Annotated in this window: 9 protein-coding genes and 1 pseudogene; 8 read left to right on the top strand and 2 right to left on the bottom strand. The window is 62.1% G+C overall.

What is annotated here, in order from left to right; all coding sequences use genetic code 11:
* Positions 1-35: 35 nt before the first annotated feature.
* From EIM47_RS12455 to EIM47_RS15990, 4 genes are all read left to right on the top strand, one after another.
* Positions 36-2,216, top strand: a complete 2,181-nt coding sequence (locus EIM47_RS12455) for a type I secretion system permease/ATPase (protein WP_125077085.1) — start codon at positions 36-38, stop codon at positions 2,214-2,216.
* Positions 2,213-3,634: an HlyD family type I secretion periplasmic adaptor subunit gene (locus EIM47_RS12460; RefSeq protein WP_125077086.1), complete on the top strand. Its 1,422-nt coding sequence runs from the start codon at positions 2,213-2,215 to the stop codon at positions 3,632-3,634. The genes EIM47_RS12455 and EIM47_RS12460 overlap by 4 nt, the downstream gene beginning before the upstream one ends.
* A 137-nt stretch (positions 3,635-3,771) precedes the next feature.
* A complete protein-coding gene (locus tag EIM47_RS12465; RefSeq protein ID WP_164514609.1) occupies positions 3,772-4,140 on the top strand; it encodes a hypothetical protein in 369 nt (122 codons plus the stop codon).
* 87 nt (positions 4,141-4,227) lie between these two features.
* Entirely contained in the window at positions 4,228-12,810 is an 8,583-nt protein-coding gene (locus EIM47_RS15990) for a putative Ig domain-containing protein (protein WP_164514610.1), read from the top strand.
* Positions 12,811-13,099: 289 nt separating this feature from the next.
* On the opposite strand, the gene EIM47_RS12480 is transcribed toward EIM47_RS15990, so the two are convergent.
* Both EIM47_RS12480 and EIM47_RS12485 read right to left on the bottom strand, forming a co-directional pair.
* Complete coding sequence (locus EIM47_RS12480; RefSeq protein WP_125077090.1) at positions 13,100-13,453, bottom strand: hypothetical protein; 354 nt, start codon at positions 13,451-13,453, stop codon at positions 13,100-13,102.
* Between the two features lie 95 nt (positions 13,454-13,548).
* A pseudogene (locus EIM47_RS12485) lies at positions 13,549-14,604 on the bottom strand (DNA-binding protein).
* 273 nt (positions 14,605-14,877) lie between these two features.
* On the opposite strand from EIM47_RS12485, the gene EIM47_RS12490 reads away from it, so the two are divergent.
* From EIM47_RS12490 to EIM47_RS12505, 4 genes are all read left to right on the top strand, one after another.
* On the top strand, positions 14,878-16,455 hold the full coding sequence (locus EIM47_RS12490; RefSeq protein ID WP_125077091.1) for an AAA family ATPase: 1,578 nt from the start codon (positions 14,878-14,880) through the stop codon (positions 16,453-16,455).
* Complete coding sequence (locus tag EIM47_RS12495; RefSeq protein WP_125077092.1) at positions 16,433-17,533, top strand: UvrD-helicase domain-containing protein; 1,101 nt, start codon at positions 16,433-16,435, stop codon at positions 17,531-17,533. The genes EIM47_RS12490 and EIM47_RS12495 overlap by 23 nt, the downstream gene beginning before the upstream one ends.
* A gap of 108 nt (positions 17,534-17,641) precedes the next feature.
* Positions 17,642-18,910, top strand: coding sequence for a site-specific integrase (locus EIM47_RS12500; RefSeq protein ID WP_125077093.1), 1,269 nt, complete (start codon positions 17,642-17,644; stop codon positions 18,908-18,910).
* Positions 18,911-19,078: 168 nt separating this feature from the next.
* Positions 19,079-22,081 (top strand): Tn3 family transposase, encoded by a 3,003-nt coding sequence (locus tag EIM47_RS12505; RefSeq protein ID WP_125077094.1) that lies wholly within the window; start codon positions 19,079-19,081, stop codon positions 22,079-22,081.
* Positions 22,082-22,086 lie beyond the last annotated feature (5 nt).

Raw genomic sequence — 22,086 nt, forward strand, 5'->3', positions numbered from 1 at the left:
GTAGGGATAGCGCTGTAGGATTGGGGAATCCTGTAATGGCAGAAGGAAGGCCGAACCTTGCCGTGGTCGATGCCGTGCCTGAGGGCGCGTATGGCCGCTCGTCTGCATTCCAAGATCTGGGATTGGCTGGCCTGGTGTTGCTGGCGCAGTTCCATGGCATCGCTGCCGATGCGGCGCAGCTGGCACACCAGCAAGGGCGGGTAGACGAGCCGTTCGACGAGACCGAGTTGTTGCTGGCGGCCAAGGCATTAGGCCTGAAGGCCCGGTTCTCGGCTATCGCCGCCGATCGCCTGGACAAGATTGCGCTACCGGCGCTGGCATGGCGCCCGGATGGCGAGCATTTCGTCATAGCCAAGAACGGCGACGGCAAGGTGCTGATTCAGGACCTTCGCCTGCGCCGTCCACAGGTGCTGACGCGAGAGCAATTCGAGGAGCGCTATTGCGGACGGCTGCTACTGGTTGCATCGCGCGCATCGGTACTGGGCGAACTGGCCAAGTTCGACTTCCGCTGGTTCGTGCCGGCGGTGGTCAAGTACCGGCGCATCCTGCTCGAAGTCTTCATCGTCTCGTTGTTCATCCAGCTGTTTGCGTTGGTCACGCCGCTGTTCTTCCAGGTGGTGATGGACAAGGTGCTGGTCCACCACGGCATGACCACGCTGGAAGTCATCGCCGTCGGCCTGGTCGCCATCGTCATCTTCGACGTGATCCTCAACGGGCTGCGCACTTATGTCTTCGCCCACACCACCAGCAAGATCGATGTGGAACTGGGAGCGCGGCTGTTCCGCCACATCCTCAACCTGCCACTGGCCTATTTCGAATCGCGCCGGGTCGGCGAGACCATCGCGCGCGTACGGGAACTGGAGAACATCCGCACCTTCCTGACCGGGCAGGCGCTCACGTCCGTGCTGGACCTGTTGTTCACCGTGGTGTTCCTGGCGGTGATGTTCTGGTACAGCGGCTGGCTGACCTTGATCGTCGTACTGTCGCTGCCCGTCTATGCATTGATCTCCGCGGGCATCACGCCTGTGCTGCGCAAGCGCCTGGACGAGAAATTCGCCCGTGGTGCCGAGAACCAGTCCTTCCTGGTCGAGACCGTCAACGGCATCGGCACGGTCAAGGCCACGGCGGTGGATCCGCGCATGGCCAGGACTTGGGATATGCAACTGGCAGGCTATGTGAGCGCCGGTTTCCGGGTCACGCGACTGGCCAACATCGGCCAGCAAGGCGTGCAACTGGTGCAGAAACTGGTGGGCGTGGGCATCCTGTTCTTCGGTGCCCGGCTGGTCATCGAGGGCAAGCTGTCGGTCGGCCAGCTGATCGCCTTCAACATGCTGTCAGGGCAGGTGGCCGCACCGATCGTGCGGCTGGCACAGTTGTGGCAGGACTTCCAGCAGGTCGGCATCTCGGTGGAGCGGCTGGGCGACATCCTCAACACCCGCACCGAGCTACCCGGCAGTCGCATGGCGCTGCCGCCGATCAAGGGTGGGGTGAGGTTCGACCAGGTCACGTTTCGCTATCGCCCGGATGCGGCCGAAGTGCTGTCCGGCATCGACCTGGACATCGTACCGGGCGAGGTGGTCGGCATCGTCGGCCGCTCCGGTTCGGGCAAGAGCACGTTGACCAAGCTGGTCCAACGCTTGTATGTGCCTGAGCGCGGACGTGTGCTGATCGACGGCCACGACCTGGCCTTGGCTGATCCAGCCTGGTTGCGCCGGCAGTTGGGCGTGGTGCTGCAGGAGAACTTCCTGTTCAACCGCAGCATCCGCGAGAACATTGCCCTGGCCGATCCCGGGATGCCGCTGGATCGGGTGATCCAGGCGGCCCGACTGGCCGGGGCCCACGAGTTCATCCTGCAATTGCCCGAGGGCTACGACACCCGGGTCGGCGACAACGGCACCGGCCTGTCCGGTGGCCAGCGCCAGCGCATTGCCATCGCAAGGGCATTGGTGACCAACCCACGCATCCTGATCTTCGACGAGGCCACCAGTGCGCTGGACTACGAGTCCGAGCACGCGGTGATGCAGAACATGCGCGCCATCTGCCAGGGCCGCACCGTACTGATCATTGCCCACCGGCTATCCACGGTGCGGATGGCCAATCGCATCGTCGTGGTGGACAAGGGACACATTGTCGAATCCGGTAGCCACGACGAACTGGTGGATCGGCCGGGTGGCCAGTACGCCCATCTGTTCAAGCTGCAGCAGGGGTTGGCATGAAGCACGTCCTCGAAGCGATCAAGGAGTTCTTCCAGCGCTACCGGCAGGCCTTCGGGACGGCGTGGAAGATCCGCGACCAGCTCGATCCGCCCAGGCGCAGCGAAGACGAGCTTGCGTTCCTGCCGGCGCAACTGGAACTGGTTGAGTCGCCGCCCTCGCCAGCGGCGCGCTGGACGATCCGGATCATCATCGCCCTGTTCTGTGTAGCCCTGCTGTGGTCGATCCTCGGCAAGCTGGACATCGTCGCCGTGGCGCCAGGCAAGACCGTGGTCGGCAGCCGCACCAAGGTGATCCAGCCGGCGGAAACGGCCGTGATCCGGCGCATTCTGGTCAGAGACGGACAGGCTGTTGAACAGGGTGATCTTCTGGTCGAACTGGATGCGACGGCCACCGGGGCGGATTACCTGCAGGCAGATGAAGCGCTCATCAACGCCCGGCTGGCAGAGCTGCGGTTCGGCGCGATGGTAGAGATGCTGGACACCGGCATCCTGCCCGAGAAGCCTGAGGCGCCAGGCTTGCCCGCTAACCGGCTGCAGGCCGAGTGGCAACTGGCGGCCAGCGAGGCCGCCGTGTACCAGGCGCGGCGGCAGAGCCTGCAGGCCGTCATCGCCCAGCGGCGGGCGCAGGAGAACACGGTGCGCGCGCAGATCGTGCCGTTGGAGCAGAGCTTGGCGATCTCGAAAGAGCGGGTGACCGACTTGGAGTCGTTGCTGGGCAGCCAGTACGTCAGCCGCCACGAGTACCTGGCACGCAAGCAGGAAATGGTCGAGATGCAGCGGATGCTGGCCACGCAGCGGGCGACGTTGCTGGAAACCCGTTCGGCGCTGACCGGAGCGCAGGAGGAATTGCGCGTGCTGGAGGCCGACACCCGGCAACAGACCCTGGACGGATTGCGCCAGGCGCGGGAGCAGGTCGGGCAATACACCCCTCAGGTGGCCAAGACCCGGCAGCGCGACACGCTGATGCAGCTACGCGCTCCGGTCGCCGGTACGGTGCAGCAACTGGTCATCCACACGATCGGAGGTGTAGTGACACCGGCGCAAGCCTTGATGGCGATCGTGCCCAGCGAGGAATCGCTGGAGGTAGAGGCCACAGTGCTGAACAAGGACATCGGATTCGTGCGGCCCGGACAGCGGGCGACGGTGAAGGTGGAGAGCTTCCCGTATACGCGCTACGGCTATCTGGAGGGCATTGTCGAGACGGTGTCGCACGATGCTGCACAGGACGAAAACATGGGGCTGGTGTTCCCGGCACGGGTGAAACTCGATCAGACACATCTGGTGATCGATGGCGTGCGTGTGGCGCTGACGCCGGGAATGAGCTTGAGCGTGGAGGTCAAGACCGGCAAGCGGCGGGTGATCGATTACCTGTTGAGCCCGCTGAAGCAGCATGGCGTCGAGGCGTTGAGGGAACGATGACCGGAATAGTAGTAGGGCGGAACCGGGAAGGAACTGGTTCCGTGTCGCATCCATGACCGCGCGCGAGGCTGGAAGCCGCGTGTACCAGTCTTCGATCCACTGACCCGAGATAGACGATGGAAACTCTCGTATCCCTAATGCTGGGGCTGATCTTCTTATCCGGAATTGCTGGTCTATCCTGGCGGCTGCGCGTGGCAGCGTGGCTTTTGACAACAGAGTCCTTTGACAGCCCGAATCGTACACGTCGCTGGATCAATCGCTATCTGTTCTTCAGCTTTTACTACCTGCCATCCTTCATGTTCTCTACCGTCGTGGCCTTGCCGATCGTGCGGGCGATGAAGGCGGCTGGTATCGGGCAGCCATGGACGGGCATCGTCGCTTTATTGATCCCCATCCCGTTGGTATGGCTGCTCCTAACGTTCGACTTCTGGCTGGCGCGCCGCAGCGATGATGCCAAGCGGCGGGGCCGCGAGCGACTGGCCGCGCGCCGACGGCGCGCGCCATGACGGCGTAGGCCAACTCCCCCCCAACGATCCAACTGATCCAAGAATCCGCCTCTGATGGCGGCCCCCAACTGCAAGGAGCATTGTGGCATGGCCTCATTCAACAAGACGGTGTACTTCGTCCTCGGCGATCTCAACGCACCGGCCCCGCCGCCGATGCCAACCTCGGATGAAGCCAAGCGCTTTGCCAAGGAGGCCTTCCTCGGCGAGCTCAAAAGCTTCGGTGACGACTCGATCAAGACGCTCACAGAGGAATCAATCAGCGCACTGACCGATGTCGCACTGGATGCCTACATTGAGACAATCAAGCAGAACTTGGCGAATGATCCGGAACTTGCACGCCAGCAGGGGCTATCCATCGATTACACGCGTATCGCGCAGAAGTGGAAAAACATTGCCATTGCCCGCGGCAGCGCGGACGCGCAGGCAGTTGCCAGCTATGCAGATTTCGTCATGAATGAGCATGCCGAAAGCCTGCAATTGCTCCAGAATGCTGCAGAGAATCCTGAAGACGCCATCCGTGGTGTCAAGCGCATTGGAAACGGCATTGGCCATTTTTTCACCGCGATGGATATCGCCGGTGCCGCCCAATCTGGCGCAGGAAACCCCCGCGATTTCCCCACGGAGCTTGCCGGCCTCTTCGTCGGCGGCGCCGTGACAACTTACCTCATGAATGCTGCAGGAGGGCTCGCAGCGATCCTCGGTGCACCCGTCGCGGTAGCCGCAGGCGCGCTAACCCTGATCCTTGCCGCCGGCTACATGGCGACCCAGCTTGGAGAACTGGTCTGGGACGCACTGCTCAACGATGCCTTCTGGGATTACATGGAAGACCTTGGCTATAAAGAAAGTCTTGAAAAGTGGATATCGAAGGTCGGGTACGCCCTCGACCCCTACCTGCCGGGTGATCCGGATACGCCCTACCTAGCCCCGAAGTTCGTTGAGTCAGGAAGCGTCATCGCGGCCAACGAGAACGAAAACATCGTCATGGGCAACGATGGAAGCAACGAGATATCCATGCTTCATGGTCGCACCACGGCTTTTGGCAAGGGGGGAGACGATACCTATGTATTGTATGACACAGCCACCGGCAACCAGATCATCGAGGATACCGAGGGCGACAACACGCTCAAGTTCGGTGTCGTCAACGTCGCCCAAGTGGACTATGAGCGTGTCGGCACCAGCGACATCTATCGCTCGCCGGAGGACTATTTCACGCTCGATTACAATCCGGCGGCTGATGGGGGGAAGAGTTCGTTGGTCGTCTCGTCCAAACACTTCCCAGGTAAGGTCACCCTGCTTGGCTGGGAGAATGGCGACTTCGGCATCTTTCTGCCGGGCATGCCGACGGAGCCCGAGCCGCCCGTGCCCGGCACCGGGGGCACAGCAGGCGCCGACTATCTGAATCCCACTGTGATGGGAACCCCGAACGGATCCGCCGTGAATCTCGATGGCGGCGATGGCAAAGACATGATCTGGGGTGGTTTCGCCAATACGGACGACACCCTCCGCGGTGGCGATGGTGACGACATCATCAACGGCCGTGGCGGCAAGGATGTCATCGAGGGGGGCTGGGGCAACGACCACATCTCCGGATTCGGCGATGACTCAACGGTCGATGGCGGCGCCGGCGACGACGTGATCGATGCGGGCATGTATTACGGCTGGAATTACTTGGCCACCGCGCAGATCCCGATCACCGAAGCAGACATCTGGCGGGATCTGAATGTCTACTTCACCTGGACGCCGATCGGTGAACTCCTGCTTAATACTGAAACCTTCGATCTCCACGCAGGCGTCAGCTTCGCAGGGGCAGATGGCTTTGATTATACGGGTCAGTCCACTGTCCCTGGATGGACCTACAGCTTTTCGTCGAACAATGGCGCCTATCGCCTGATCTACCGATCTGCCTCGGAACCCGATGGTGAGACGACCGGTGCAGGGCTCATCACCTATGGAGGGAACACTGCTGAGTTCACGTCAGGAGTCACCCTATCTGGGGGCAGTGGCAACGACAGCATCACGGGAAGCTCGGCGGACGATCACATCGATGGTGGCGCTGACAACGATGTGATTGTTGGTGGAGCAGGTAACGACTCAATCAATGGTGGCACCGGCGACGACCAGATTTCCGGAGGAGTAGGCGACGACGTGCTCAATGGTGGTGAAGGCGTTGATCTCATCTTCGGTGAGTCCGGGCGCGACGTGATCAGCGGCGGAGCAGGCGATGACCAGTTGTGGGGCGATCGTTACGAGCAGGAGGATTCAGGTATTGGTGATGACGACTACATCGATGGAGGAAGTGGAAACGACCAGATCGCCGGCCAGGGTGGAAACGACATTCTGGATGGTGGCAGCGGGGACGACATCATCTTTGGAGGCACTGGCGATGACATCCTTCAGGGACGTGATGGCGCGGACTATCTCCAGGGCGATACTGGGAACGACATCATTTTCGGCCACGAGGGCGATGACTTGCTGCATGGCAACGACGGCGATGATTCTCTCAGCGGCGGCGATGGCAAGGATGAACTGCAGGGAGGTGATGGCAACGACTACCTGGATGGTGGCGCGGACAACGATAAGCTCTACGGCGAAGCAGGCGACGATGTACTTTATGGCGGAGATGGCGACGACGAACTCTACGCGGGCACGGGCGACGATCGCCTCAGTGGCGGCACCGGCATGGACACGCTCGGTGGTGGTGAAGGAAATGACGTCCTCGACGGTGGCGAGGGCAACGACATCCTCGACGGAGAAGCAGGCAACGACACCATCTACGGTGGGGCCGGTGACGACACTATCGATGGCGACGATGGCGACGACGTGGTCTACGCCGGCATCGGCAACGACAGCATCTATGGCGGCACCGGCCAAGACATAATCCATGGTGAGGACGGTAACGACATTGTCACTGCTGCCGAGGGCGACGACCAGGTGTATGGCGGTGCTGGCGACGATACGTTACAGGGCAACGCGGGCAATGATTCGCTGTATGGCGAGGACGGCGACGACCAGCTTGTCGGCGGTGAGGGCAATGACCTGTTGGTCGGGGGCGCTGGCCTGAATCGCTACTACTTCGACCGCCAGTTCGGCCAAGACATCGTGCAGCTGGCGGTCGGCAGCCAAGACCAGATCTACCTGCGGCAGGAGATTGCCGCCGAGGAGGTCACCTTCACCCGCGACCAGGACGACCTGGTGCTGGCGATGGGCGACGGCAGCAGCCTGAGGCTGGTGGGCTATTTCGCCGCCGATACTGCCGCCTGGATACAACTGGGCGACGGCTCGTGGATCAGCCGGGCCACCATCGACTCGGGGCTGTACTACGGTGCCATCGGCGGCGGCAGCGGCAACGGCGATACGCTGCAGGGTATCGAGGACGACGACCGCCTGTACGGACTGGGGGGTGACGACACCATCGACGGGCTGGGCGGCAACGACCTGATCGACGGCGGCGAAGGCAACGACACGCTGACCGATGGGCAGGGCGACGACTACGTGCTGGGCGGTACCGGCAACGACGTCATCAACCTCGTCTACAACGGTGGCGGCAATGGCACCGACCGGGTCGATGGTGGTGCGGGCGACGACACCTACAACATCCACTGGGGCTCCGGCCATGACGTGATCGGCAACCTCGGTGCCGCCAATGCTGGCAGCGATGTCATCAACCTGATCGGCATCAGCCAGAACATGGTGATGAACTACCAGATCAGCGGCAGCGACCTGACGATCTTCGTATCCAGCAACATCGGCAGCCCGAACGCGACCGCGGACAACATAATTGTGCTGGAGGGTTTTCTGACCAACAGCAGCCACCGGGTCCGCTTCACGGAGGGCACCGAGATCACGGCCGCAGACTTCCAGCAGCGGTCGTGGACGGGAACGTCCGGTGACGACACCTATGTCGGTACCTTTGCACCCGACGTGATTAGCGGCCTAGCTGGCAACGACACGCTGTCCGGTATGGATGGCAACGACATCCTCTACGGCGGGACCGGCGACGACGTGCTGGATGGGGGGGCCGGCAATGACACGCTGTACGGTGACGAAGGCAACGATATCGTTCGCGGTGGCGAGGGCGACGACCGGCTCTACATGGCTTATAGAGGCGGCTACACCGACCGCTACATCGGCGGTGCAGGCAACGACGCCTACTACCTCAACCACAACTACGTCTCGTCTGTGCTTAAGCCTACCACCGACGGCAGCCAGATAGAGGAAGAGGCCGGCGGTGGCATCGACACGCTCTACACCAACTTCTACAACGTCACTCTCGCGGCGAACGTGGAGAACCTGGTCCACACGCCGGCGAATTTCTGGTGGTCGGACTCGCCCAGTCGCCTGGTCGGCAATGCGCTGGACAACGTGATCCAGATCGTCAGAACAGCCACTGCCACCCACATGAAGGACCTGAGCTTCCGGTTGGATGGCAATGGGGGCCAGGACACCCTCATGGGAAGTTCGAGCAAGGATACCTATGTCATCGACAGCTATGACGATGTCATTGTCGAACAGCAAACCGACTACGACTCGATCGATACGGTGGAGACATCCATTGACTACTCGATCGAGACCCGGCTGGAACTCGAGAACATCCGACTTACCGGTTCAGCGGTGTCGGCAACGGGCAACAGCGACGACAACGTGCTGGAGGGCCACCTCGTCGCCGGTGTCAATCAGCTGTCGGGCCTGGGTGGGAACGACACTTACCTGATCACGCGGCAGGACGTAGTCATCGAGGCTGCTGGCGGCGGCAACGATACGGTGGTCATCGCAGGCTGGGACGAGACCAGTAGTGCGACAATGTGGCTGTCCGTTTCCGACTACGCCAACGTGGAGAACATTACGCTGCAGCTCAACTATGGCGCCCCAGGCTTAGGGTTCCGTGGCAATTTGCAGGGAGACGGCGGTGCTAATGTGCTGAAGGGCAACATGTTCCGCAACGAGATCCGAGGCGGCGCTGGTGACGATGTGATATGGGGACATTACGAGAACCCGCTTGATAGCGACATTTCCAGCATTTCCAACCGGGATCAGCTCTATGGCGAAGCGGGCGACGACACATTGATGTCCTCCATCTACGGCGCCGATCTGCATGGCGGCGCCGGCAACGATCTGCTTATCGGCGTGGGTGGAGCCTACATAGGCGGTAAATATACGAAAGCCTATGGCGGCAATGATCGATTCTTTTATGAGGCCGGTGGCGGAACGGACCGGATCCGGTTCTGGAACCGCAGCTTCGACGATTTCGACCAAGTCATTTTTGGCGAGGGTATCGACCCGGACGACGTCGTCTGGTCCCAGGACGGCACCAGTCTTGTCGTCCAGGTCGGCAGCAATCCCGACGACCGCCTGATCGTGGAGGATTACTGGCGTGAGGTGTCGGGGCAGTACACGCTCGTGCGGTCGATCGATGAGTTCGTGTTCGCCGATGGCACCATCCGGCGCGGAGACCTCAATCAACTTCCGTACAACAACAATCCGCCGGTGGCGACCTGGTTCCAGTTGCCAGCCACGACCCCAGCCGGCGAGGCCTTCATGTTTGTGCTGCCGGACGGCGCCTTTACCGATGACGCCGACGACTACTTGGTCTACTCGGTCACCGGGCCGGACTGGATCAGCATCGATCCGACTACCGGCACCCTCAGCGGGACGCCGCCGCTGGATGCCGAGCACGTCTCGGTGACGATCACCGCGAAAGACCGTTTTGGCGAGTCCGCGTCGGTGTCCGCCAGCTTCGAAGTGATCGCAGTGGTCGCCGGGACCGAAGGTGACGACGTCCTCACCGGAACCGCGCGCAGCGAGGAGCTGCGTGGCTTGGCAGGCAATGACCGGCTTGCCGGGGGCGGCGGTACCAACGTGCTGGTTGGCGGCTTGGGCGACGATACTTACGTCCTGGACGATGCCGGCTACGACAGGGTGGTCGAACTCGCCGGAGAGGGCTTCGACACCGTCGAGAGCAGCCGCTATGAATATCGGGCCAGTGAGAACATCGAGCGGATTGTTCTGGTCGAGGGCAGCGTTGCGTACTCGGCTTACGGCACCAACGGGGCACAGGAACTGGTCGGTAATGCAGACGGCAACTACCTGGACGGAGGTGCAGGCGCCGACCAGATGGTCGGCGGTGCGGGCGACGATTATTACGTGGTCGACGACGCAGGTGACATCGTCGTCGAGGCGTCTGGTGAGGGTCAGGACAGCGTTTTCGCTAGCGTCTCCTGGACACTGTCGGCGAACGTGGAGTCGGCGTCCCTGGCCGACGGCGAGAACCTGAGCCTGATAGGTAACGATCTGGCCAACACCCTCTACGGAAACGACTGGGATAACGTGCTCGACGGCGGCTTGGGCGCGGACCTCTTGTACGGCTACTCCGGCGACGATACCTACTTTCTCGACTCGGACGCGGACCGTGTATTTGAGCGAGAGGGTGAGGGTATCGACACCGTCGTGCGCGGCTTTGGCAGTCAGTACATCCTTGCGGACAACGTCGAGAACCTGCGCCTGACGGGCAATGCCGGACAGGGCAACGGCAATGCGCTGGACAATCTCATCGAGGGAAGCGCAGCTGCCAACACGCTGCTGGGTTTGGACGGTGACGACCAGCTGCGTGGCATGGCCGGCAACGACACCTTGTGGGGCGGCAACGGCGACGACCTGTTGGTGGGTGGGGAGGGCGACGACGTATATGTTATCGACGCCACTAGCGGCAGCGACCAGGTGGACAATACCGGCGGCGGCAGCGACACCCTGTTGGTAGACGGGTTGGCGATGGCCCGGCTCGGTTTTGCTCGCGATGGTGATGACCTGCTCGTCATCATCGACGGAGCGGCGACGCCTGCGGCGCGGATCATCGATCATTTCCTGGGAGACGACGCAGCAATCGACTATGTCCAGGCCAGCGACAACCGCTATAGCGCGGCGCAGATCGCCGCCATCATCAATGGCGACAGCAACCCCGGCACCAGTTTCGACCAGACGCTGACGGGCTCCGCCGCCGACGAGCAACTGGTCGGCAGCTCCGGCAGGGACCTGATCAAGGGCCTCGCCGGCAACGACCAGTTGTTCGGCATGGGCGGCAACGACACCCTGCAAGGCGGCGACGGCGACGACTACCTGTCCGGCGGCAATGGCAGCGGTTCGGGTTCAGGCGACGATCGCCTGGAGGGCGGAGCCGGCACGGACACGCTGGTGGGCGAGGATGGCGTCAACACCCTGATCGGCGGCGCCGGCAACGACAATTACGTCTACGGCGGTGGCCAGGACACGATCGACAACACCGGTGGCGGCACCGATGGCGTGTTCTTCAACAACGGCATCACCGCCAGCGACCTGACGTTCTACCGCGACGGCGACGACCTGGTCATCACCGTGGCCGGCAACGCCAGCGGGTTCGTGCGCGTGACCGATCACTTCCTCGGCGGCGACATGGCGCTGGACTTTGTCCAGCCAGCCAGCGGCAACATGCTGAACACGGCGGCGATCAATGCCCTGGCCCAAACGGGCTATCCGGGTGGTGGGGAGCCGGGCGGCGGCGATCCCGATCCGGGTACCAGCAACCCTGGCAGCGGCGGCAACGAAGGGAACGACTCCGACTACCCGAACGTCGTCACCGGCACGGCGAACAGCGAGCAGTTACTTGGCAGTTCCGGCCGCGACCTGATCCGGGGCCTGGGCGGGGACGATACCGTGTTCGGCTTCGCTGGCGACGACAAGCTGGACGGCGGCGATGGCGATGACTACCTCTCCGGCGGCAACGGTTCGTTCAGTGGCTCGGGCAACGACATCCTGATTGGCGGGGCAGGAAACGACACGCTGGTCGGCGAGGACGGCAATGACATGCTGATCGGCGGCGCCGGCGACGACTTCTACTACTACGCCGAAGGGTCCGATTTCGACACCGTGGACAACGTCGGCGGTGGCACCGACTGGTTGTACTTTGCCGACATCGACAGCAGCCGCCTGGGCTACCACCAGGACGGCGACGATCTGGTCGTGCTGGTCGATGGCGACCTGTCGCAGGGCTTCCTGGTACTGGACCACTTCCTGGGCGGAGAGGCAGCCATTGCCTACGTGCAGCCGGCAAGCGGATACGCCCTCTCGGCAACACAGATTGCCAGCCAGCTGAGCCCACTGCCAGGTAATCTGACGGGGCAGGGCGGGGACTCGTTCGCACAGGCGATGAGTATGTCGATGAAACAGTTGGGTACAACCGAGCCGTTGGTATTGACGCTGCTGGCCGACACCGAATCGGATGCAGCCCAGGTCAAGGTGACACCGCTTCCCAGGCGATTGACGCAGGCAGAGATGACGAAATCGGTGGTGGGCGCCCACGAAGTACCGTGCCCAACTCAACGTGTGCACGAACGCTTGCTATCGGGGCATGCTGGAAGTGACTACTCTGATACTTGGAGCAGCATTGACCGTTGGGAGCGTCGGATTGGCTCGAACAACACCCCAGCTGATCGCTTCACGGTGATAGAAGGCCGCCTCAACCCGATTCAGCGTGGCGGTAGGGGCGGCTTGGCAGAAATGACGCAAGGCCAAGGGGCGTCGCCAGAACTGGACCAGTTGATCGCGGCGATGGCTGGCTTCCGTAGCCATGAGGTCGAAACGACGAGCTTGGTGGCATCCGTGCGTCATCAGAGCATGCAGTTGGCGGTATCGGCCTTCTAGTTCAGGTGTTCGAAGCAATACAACAGCCCCCTGCCCTTAACGGGGCAGGGGTTTTGTGCGGCCGGCATTTTTTCGAAACCAGGTCCAAACGCGTGCCGTTGATTTCCGCTTAGGGGGGGGATTACCCGCCCCGCCTAACCAGGCGAGCACGCCGCCGGTGGTTGTCAGGGCGATGGCCGGTAGCGCAATGGGCAGGACGCAGCACACGCCGCAGGCCAGTGCGGCCGTGGCGGTCGTGACGGCGATCGGACCGGTCACCCGGCCGCCGCGGTTCGTCGGTGCCTTCACGTCAGCAGGCACCGCAGCATGTCGTGTCGCTGGTACTCGTTGGCTCACCTAGGAACGGAGCCAGCAGCACATCCGCGTTGTCCTGATGTTCGGTGGGCACACCGATGGTCAGTTCGATCGCCAGGGCGGTTTTCTGGAGATCGAATTCCAGGAAAGCGCAGCACGCCTGCTCGCGGGCCACCATGTCCTGCACCTGGGGTTCGGCATCGAGGGCGTACCGGAGCCTCAAGGTCCGGCCCTGGCGTAGGTGATCCAGCAGCGATCGGTCATTCAACGCCGCGATCCAGGCCACGCGCTCCTGGAAATCACGCGCGTCCAATGAGCATGCCGGGGCACTGCTTGTCGTCGGTTTCATGGGGAGCCTCCGTAGAAGTGGCGGCCATCCTAGATCTTCAAGTGGCTTTAAGTTCAAGGGGTCATTTCATCCCAAACGCAGCCGGGTTCCGGGGACTACCCGACGTCATTGTCTCCGTCCGCGGGGCGTCGCGGCTTGCCCTTGGCAGGCTCGGGCGGTGGTCCCAGTTTGGCCAACACCTGCTCCAGCAGCTCCTGGCGGGCACCGGCGCGCAGCACCTCGGCTTCGGCGCTTTCGCGGCGCTCCCGTTCTTGGGCAAGCTCGGCCTGCGCCTGCGCCAGATCGTTACGTAATGCCTCCAAGGCCGGGACATCCTGCGCCCAGCGGGCCTGCAAGGCCTGGTACTCCGCCGCCGTTTGGCGCAGTGCGTCCAGTTCCTGCTGCTGCGCCTCGCGTGCCTGACGCAGCTGACTCATCTCGCGCTCCAGGCGGCTGTGGCGCTCCAGCCACTGGCTGTTGTCCCGATTGAGTTGCACCAGTTCCTGGTTCTTCGCCCCCAAGGCCTCGTTGGCCTGCCGCAAGACCACCTGCAGCTCCTGCACCTGGTGCTCGTGGCGCCGCTGCTCCTGCTCCCGCTGCTCCTTGACCGAAGTCCGGTAGTGTTCCAGCGACTCCCGCGCATGCTCGTGCTTTTGCTCCAGGGAGCGGGCATGGGCTTCGTGCTCGGTGATGCGGGTGGTCAGGCCGGCGATGCGCTCGCCCAGCTGCGCCACTTCCGTGACCTTCTCTGCCAGCGCGTGCTGGAGAGCCGCGTGGGCATTGCGTTCGTCATGCAGCGCGGCCTCGGTGCGCTACAATTGGGTCGCCAAGCCGGCCGCTTCCTGCTGCGCGCGAGCGAGGACTTCGTCGCGCTCCTGTACCTGATGTTCATGGCGCTGCTGGGCTTCCTGGAGGCGGCTGTCGGCCTCGTCGTGCAGGCGCGCGGCCAGGCGCCCCACCAGGTCCTGCAGCGCGTCGCTAACCGCGGCTTGGCCTCCCACGCCTGGACCTTCCTCCTCGTCCAGTTCCCGCAGGTAACGGTGGATGGTGGTCTTGGAGCCGGTGTTGCCCAAGGCGACGCGGACGGCGTCGACGGAGGGCTTCTTGCCCTGCGCAAGCAACGCATCGCGGGCGCGCTGTACATCGGTCTTGTAGAGCCCAGAACGTGCCATGGCCGTCTCCCGATTATTTCGTAATGGATTACATACCACGTAATTACATACTATTTCAAGCCGCAAGATGATCTTCAATGTACGTTTTATCAGGCGGGATAATGTGGAATTATCCCGCGTGATAGCCCGCCCGCCGCATTTCTCCTGCCTAGGCCGTACGAAATGCGGGGTGGGAGGTGGTTTAGTATGAATACGTCTACAGAGAGATAGCGCTCGGCGGGGGCTGGCGGCCCTGAGACCGCAGCCCCGTGCCTGTTGCCACAAGGACGAGCAATGCCGATCGAACGTGTCGTCATCGAAAACTTCAAGGCATTTCGCCGTCTGGATCTGCCCCTCAATCCCCACATGAACCTCATCGTGGGCAACAACGAGGTCGGCAAGTCCACGTTGCTGGAAGCCATCCATGCCGTGGTGACGGGACAACTGCATGGGCGCGGCATCGCCTACGAGATCACGCCCTACCTGTTTCACCAACCCGTGGTGGACGAGTACCTGGCAAGTCTGCGGCAAGGGCAGCCCGGTTCGCCGCCGCGGATCACGATCGAGGTCTACCTCGGACGTGATGCCGGCCTAGCGTCCCTGCGGGGTACGAACAACTCCCTCGGCGCGGACACGGCGGGCATCCGGCTATTGATCGAGCTCAATGAGGATTATCGCGAGGAGTTCGATGCCTATCTGCGCCAACACCAAGGCGGCAGCCTGCCGGTGGAGTACTACACCGTGCGTTGGTATTCCTTCGCCAACAATGGCGTCAGCGCCCGCAGCATTCCTTTTGACTCCACGATCATCGATACGACCGGCGCCAAAACACTCGCCGGCACTGATCGCTACATCGCCGGCATCATTGATCAGGTGCTTTCCCCTGCGCAGCGGGTGGCCCTGTCGCTGAGCTACCGCCGGATGCGGCAGAGCTTTTCCCAGGAAGCGGACGTGGCGGCGATCAACACGTTCCTGACAGAGAACACGGGCGATATCAGCAACAAGACCCTGACCGTGGGGGTGGACACATCGGCGCGTTCGACCTGGGAAGCCAGTCTTTCCCCCTATCTGGATGATCTTCCCTTCACCCACGCCGGCAAGGGCGAACAGAGCGCGGTGAAGATGAAGTTGGCCATGCGCGCAGCCGGCACGGCGCACGTCTTGCTGGTGGAAGAGCCGGAGAACCACCTGTCCTTCTCCAGCATGGCGCAGCTGATCGACAAGATCGCTGCCTTGTCCATTTCCCAGCAAGTGATCATTGCCACGCACAGCAGCTTCGTACTGAACAAGCTGGGAGTGGATAACGTGATCCTCTTCAGTGCCCGCGGGCATATCAAGCTGGACCAGCTGCCAACCGACACGCACGACTATTTCATGAAGCTGCCTGGTCACGACACCTTGCGATTGATCCTGGCCAAGCAGGCAATCCTGGTGGAGGGGCCGTCGGACGAGTTGATCGTCCAGCGTGCCTTTAGAGATCACCACGGCGTGGCGCCGTTGGCTCGTGGCGTGGACGTTATTTCGGTCAATTCCTTGGCCTTCAAGCGGTTCCTGCAGATCGCCCAACGGCTCGATATCCCGGCCCGCGTGGTCACGGATAATGACGGCGACATCGCCGTACTGCAGGAGCGCTATGCCGATTTCCTGAACCATATCTACTACGACTCTGACGAGGACGCCCCCTCGCTGGAGCAACAATTGATCAAAGGCAATACGCTGGCGCAGTTGAATCTGGTGCTGGACAAGACCTTTGCCGATGAAGCTGCCTTGCTGAAGTTCATGAAGGGCAACAAGACCGATACCGCCTTGGCCATCTTCAGCAGCCCGCATCCGATCGTGTTCCCGGACTATGTGCAGCGTGCCATCGCCTAATCAGGTGCTCTTGTCGGCCGCCGGCTCCGGCAAGACAACGATGCTGGTACGCCAGGCGTTGGCGCGCCCAGCGCGTCGCATCGCCATCCTGACCTACACGCTAGAGAATCTGGAAGAGATCCGCCGTGCCTTTGAGCACCATGCCGGTGCCGTACCCGCGCACGTGACGCTGTACAGCTGGTACAGCTTTCTGCTGCGGGAGTGCATTCGACCTTACCAGGCAGCGCTTTGCGCCCAACCGCGCGTGGAATCCATCCTCTTCGTTGAGGGCAGGACCAATAACCGCGCTCCTCGCACCCAGGTAGTTCGCCACTATCTGGCCGGGGACCGGATGTACTCCGATCGTGCCGCGGATTTTGCGGTGCGCTGTGATGACTTGACCCAAGGCAAGGTCGTCGAACGCTTGGCAGCCATGTACGACGAGCTCTACATCGATGAGGTCCAGGACCTGGCGGGCTACGATCTGGATCTGGTAGAGCGCCTGCTAACGAGCGGCATTGAGGTCATGCTGGTGGGCGATACGCGCCAAGCGACCTATGCTACCAACCACTCGCCCCGCCATCAGCAGTACCGGGGCGCAGCCATGATGACGTTGTTCGAGGCCTGGCAGGCCCGCAACTTGTGTCAAATCCAGCACCGGGTGATCAGCCACCGCTGCACGCAAGCACTCTGTGACTTGGCCGATGCGCTGTATCCCCCGATGCCTCGGACCCAGTCAGGCAACGCCGAGATAACGGGGCATGATGGAATCTACATTGTGACGCCCGACCAGGTGCAGCAGTACGTCCTGGAGTTTGCGCCGACGGTGTTGCGCTATGACCGGCGGGAGACATGCCATGGCCTGCCGGCCGTCAATTTCGGGCAGTCCAAGGGGCGCACGTATGCGCGCGTGTTGATTTTTCCCAACGGCCCTCTGGTTCGGTTTCTCCAAACGGCGAACACTTCGACGATTAGCTCACCGGCAAAGTACTACGTCGCTTTTACACGGGCACGACATAGCGTGGCGTTCGTTCTTGGCGGCGCATGCGCATGGCCAGGGCACCAACGGTATGATCCACCAATCCCGCATGCGACTTGACATCGCGATGCCGTCACGCGCTTACATGAAGATGAGCCAAGGCGCTGAGCGCGTGGTCTTGTCGACATCGCGGAAAGCGGTGGGCCATCCAGCGGAGTGCTCCCAGCGATGAGCGATCTGGCCCGCTATCTTGAAGCGGCCACGCGGCAGAACACCCAACGCAGTTACGCGTCCGCGCTGCGACATTTTGAGGTCGAATGGGGTGGTCACCTGCCTGCGACCCCGGATAGCGTCGCTCGTTACCTGGCCGAACAGGCCCCGCTTGCCGCCATCAACACCCTGAAACAACGGCTTGCTGCCTTGGCGCACTGGCATCACGAACACGGCTTCGTCGATCCCACGCGGGCGCCGGTGGTTCGCAAGGTGTTGAAAGGCATCCAGACCCTGCATGCCAGGGTCGAAAAGCAGGTCACCCCGCTGCAACTGACCCAACTGACCCAAGTGGTCGGCTGGCTGGATGAGGCGGTGGTGGCCGCGCAGGTGCGGTCGGATCGCGCCGCTGAGCTGCGCTACCTGCGCGACAAAGCCCTGCTGCTGCTTGGTTTCTGGCGAGGCTTTCGCGGCGATGAACTGATCCGGCTGCAGGTCGAGCACCTGCGGATTGTGGCCGGTGAAGGCATGACGTGTTTCCTGCCGCGCAGCAAGGGTGATCGGCAATCGGCCGGCAACACGTACAAGGTGCCCGCGCTCTCACGTCTGTGTCCGGTCACGGCCACGTGGGAATGGATCGAGGCGGCCGCCCTGACTTCAGGCCCACTGTTCCGTGGGGTTGATCGCTGGGCGCACGTCTCGGACGAGCCGTTGCATCCGAACAGTCTGATTCGACTGCTGCGTCGCCTGCTTGGGGCCGCGGGATTGCCAGCGGTAGCCGGCTACGGCAGCCATTCGCTGCGGCGCGGCTTTGCCGGTTGGGCCAATGACAATGGGTGGGATATCAAGGCGCTGATGGAGTACGTCGGCTGGCGCGACGTGCACTCTGCGATGCGCTACATCCAAGGCAGCGACCCATTCTCCCGCCACCGGGTTGAAGCCAGCCTGCAGGCGCCGATCCCGACACCGTTGTCGGGGCTTCCGCCGGCAGCGCCGGTGGTGACGATGAGCGTCACGTTGCGGTTGGTGGTAAACCCATTTACCCCGAAAGGCCGCGGCGCGGCCAAGGCACGTGCCAGGATTGAGGCGATCTGCCTGGAACCCTTCCAGGCCCATCGCCTGGATGCCGAAGGCACCGAATACCGGCTGACCGTCGTTGCCTCCGACACGGGGGACATGGACGAGCTCGTGGCCACACTGCTGGACGATATGCACCGTATCGCCGACAACCATCAGTGTTTCCTCGAAGCCTCCCTTCGCGGGGAAGACGGGCGACATTGGAACTGAGGCAGCCCAGGCCATCTCCGGATGCGACCAACATCATGTGATGTTACTTGTTCTCGTAATGCCCCCATGTTTGGGAGCGACTTTCCCGGGCGGGCCACGCGTTCGGCTCGCGCCGGTGTAGGCTTCGAGGGAACGTTTTCCCGTAGCCACCGCTGATCAGACTCGACTATGGCGACACTGCACGAGACTGCTTATCCACGACTCAAACCCGATCCGTCTGCCAAGGAACTGGCAGAAATCTACACCCCCACCGCGTCCGAACTTCGTTTTGCCAAAAGAATAGCAACCCAGCCGGTCACGCAACTGGCGGTGCTCATGCACCTGAAGCTGTTCCAGCGTTTGGGCTACTTCGTGAGGCTGGCCGAAGTGCCCGAACGTATCCGTCTGCACATCGCCCAGGCGACCGGCTTGCGTCGCGCACTCTCGGCCAAGCAGCTCAATCAGTACGACACCTCCGGCGGCAAACGCGCGCACATGGTGCGCCTACGCGAGTATCTGAAGGTTCGGGCGCTCGATACAGCTGGACGCGCATGGTTGGCAACGGTCGCAGAGACGGCTGCACAAACCAAACATGTCATTCCGGACATCGTGAATGTGATGCTGGAAGAACTGATCCACCATCGCTTCGAGTTGCCTGCTTTCAGCGCCTTGGAGCGCATGGCCATCCGCGCCCGCGAGCAGGTGCACGAGCTCTACTTTCGCCAGATTGCACAAGCCTTGACCCCGGAGTCGCGCGGCCTGATCAATGAGCTCTTCCAGTCGCCCGAGGGGGCGAGCTTTACCGGCTGGAACGCGCTCAAGCGCGAGCCCAAGCGCCCGACCAACAAGGAAGTGCGCTTCTACCTGCAACATATCCGGCGGCTCCAGCATCTGGCCGAGCAGTTGCCCGCAGTGGAAATCCCGGTGCCCAAGCTCAAGCAGTTCCGAGCGATGGCCCGTGCACTGGATGCCAGCGAGCTGGCCGAGCTCACCCCCACCAAGCGCTACGCGCTGGCGACCATCTTCATTCGCTCGCAGTACGCCAAGACGCTAGACGATGCGGCAGACCTGTTCATTCGCCTGATCCAGAACCTGGAGAACACGGCCCAACAGAAGCTGCTGGCCTATCAGATCGAGCACACCAAGCGCGCAGATACGCTGATCGGACAGCTCAAGGACGTGCTTCAGGCCTATCAGCTGGAAGGCACGGACACCCAACGCGTGGATGCCATCGGCGACAGCCTGATTGCCGAGGTTTCGACCCTGCTAGCCGAGTGCGAGGAGCACATGGCATATGCAGGACGCAACTACCTGCCTTTCCTGCTACAGCCGTACTCGATCGTCAGACCGCTGCTGCTCAACTGCCTGGAAATCATGGGGCTGCGCTCGACCAGTCAGGATGCCGGCATGGAGCGGCTGATTGACGTGGTGCTGTCCCTGCGTACCCAACGTCGCGAACTGCTGGAAGCGGCCTCATTGGGGCTGGATGCCGAGAAGGATTTCAACTGGCTGTCCAATAGCTGGCGACGCCATGTGTTCGGCAAGAAGGCCCATGCCTTTGGTTCCGGTTGGCTGTACCGCAAGTATTTCGAGTTGGCGGTGCTGTCCCAGATCAAGGACGAACTGAAGTCCGGCGACCTGTTCATCCCGCATGGGGAACGCTACGACGACTATCGCGAGCAGCTCGTGGATGAAGCGACCTTTGCGGAAGAACTGGAGGCCTACGGCGAGGTGTCGGGCCTGCCAACCCAGCCAAGCGCGTTCGTCCGCGGCCTGCGCGAGGAACTGACAATCCTGGCCGATGCCGTCGACGAGCGTTTTCCGGGGAATGTCCATGCGGACGTCGTGGACGGGCGACTGGTGCTGCGCAAGCTGCAGCGACTCGAGGTATCCCATGCCATTACCGCTGTCGACAAACTGATTACCGAACACTTGCCCGCCATGAGCATCGTCGACGTCCTGATCGATGCGGCCCAATGGCTGAAGCTGCACCGCCATTTCCGGCCCATCGCGGGAACGGACAGTCGCGTGGACGATCTGCTGCGTCGCGTGATCACCACGCTCTTCTGCTACGGGTGCAACCTCGGCCCTACGCAGACAGCCCGGTCGGTGAAGGGCTTCAGCCGACGGCAGATTTCCTGGCTCAATCTGAAGTACGTGACGGAAGACACGCTGGACAAGGCGATTGTCCAAGTGATCAACACGTACAACAAGTTCGACTTGCCCGGCTATTGGGGAAGTGGCAAAAGTGCCTCGGCCGACGGCACGAAATGGAACGTCTACGAGCAGAACCTGTTGTCGGAGTACCACATTCGTTACGGGGGTTACGGGGGCATCGGCTACTACCACGTCTCGGACAAGTACGTGGCACTATTCAGTCACTTCATCCCATGCGGGGTACACGAGGCCATCTACATCCTCGATGGCCTGCTGGCCAATACGTCCGATATCCAGCCCGAGATCGTGCATGGCGATACCCAGGCGCAGAGCTACCCGGTGTTTGGCCTGTCTCACTTGCTGGGCATCCAGCTCATGCCGCGCATCCGCAACATCAAGGATCTGACGTTCTTCCGTCCCGAACCGGGGCGGCCTTACAAGAACATCCAGGCACTGTTTGGCGACAGCATCGATTGGGGACTGATCGAGACCCACCTGCACGACATGCTCCGGGTCACCGTCTCGATCAAGCTGGGCAAGATTACCGCCTCCACCATCCTGCGGCGGTTGGGCACCTACAGCCGGAAGAACAAGCTGTACTTTGCGTTCCGGGAGTTGGGCAAAGTCATCCGCACCAAGTTCCTGCTGCGGTACATCGACGATGTCGACATCCGCAAGACCATCCAGGCCGCCACCAACAAGAGCGAGGAGTTCAATGGCTTCGTCAAGTGGGTGTTCTTCGGCGGAGAGGGCATCATCGCGGAAAACATCCTGCATGAGCAGCGCAAGATCGTGAAGTACAACCAGTTGGTGGCCAACATGATCATCCTCCACAACGTGGATCAGATGACCCGGACATTGGCCGAGTTGCGGCAAGAGGGACTGGAACTGACGCCGGAGGTCCTGGCCGGGCTGTCGCCGTATCGAACCAGTCATATCAACCGGTTCGGGGACTACACCCTGGACCTGGCCAGGGAGGTCGTGCCCTTGGATTACACGGGCAAGCTGCTGCCTGCCGGCGGTGATGTGGCCTAGCAAGC

Origin of the sequence: Pseudoxanthomonas sp. SGT-18, assembly GCF_003931645.1 — a bacterium.
Classification (GTDB): Bacteria; Pseudomonadota; Gammaproteobacteria; order Xanthomonadales; family Xanthomonadaceae; genus Pseudoxanthomonas.

What these genes read in the sequence shown, in the direction of transcription:
- EIM47_RS12455 (WP_125077085.1), top strand. Translation starts at nt 36, where the DNA reads ATGGCAGAAGGAAGGCCGAACCTTGCCGTGGTCGATGCCGTGCCTGAG.
- EIM47_RS12460 (WP_125077086.1), top strand. Translation starts at nt 2,213, where the DNA reads ATGAAGCACGTCCTCGAAGCGATCAAGGAGTTCTTCCAGCGCTACCGG.
- EIM47_RS12465 (WP_164514609.1), top strand. Translation starts at nt 3,772, where the DNA reads ATGCTGGGGCTGATCTTCTTATCCGGAATTGCTGGTCTATCCTGGCGG.
- EIM47_RS15990 (WP_164514610.1), top strand. Translation starts at nt 4,228, where the DNA reads ATGGCCTCATTCAACAAGACGGTGTACTTCGTCCTCGGCGATCTCAAC.
- EIM47_RS12480 (WP_125077090.1), bottom strand. Translation starts at nt 13,453, where the DNA reads ATGAAACCGACGACAAGCAGTGCCCCGGCATGCTCATTGGACGCGCGT.
- EIM47_RS12490 (WP_125077091.1), top strand. Translation starts at nt 14,878, where the DNA reads ATGCCGATCGAACGTGTCGTCATCGAAAACTTCAAGGCATTTCGCCGT.
- EIM47_RS12495 (WP_125077092.1), top strand. Translation starts at nt 16,433, where the DNA reads ATGTGCAGCGTGCCATCGCCTAATCAGGTGCTCTTGTCGGCCGCCGGC.
- EIM47_RS12500 (WP_125077093.1), top strand. Translation starts at nt 17,642, where the DNA reads ATGAGCGATCTGGCCCGCTATCTTGAAGCGGCCACGCGGCAGAACACC.
- EIM47_RS12505 (WP_125077094.1), top strand. Translation starts at nt 19,079, where the DNA reads ATGGCGACACTGCACGAGACTGCTTATCCACGACTCAAACCCGATCCG.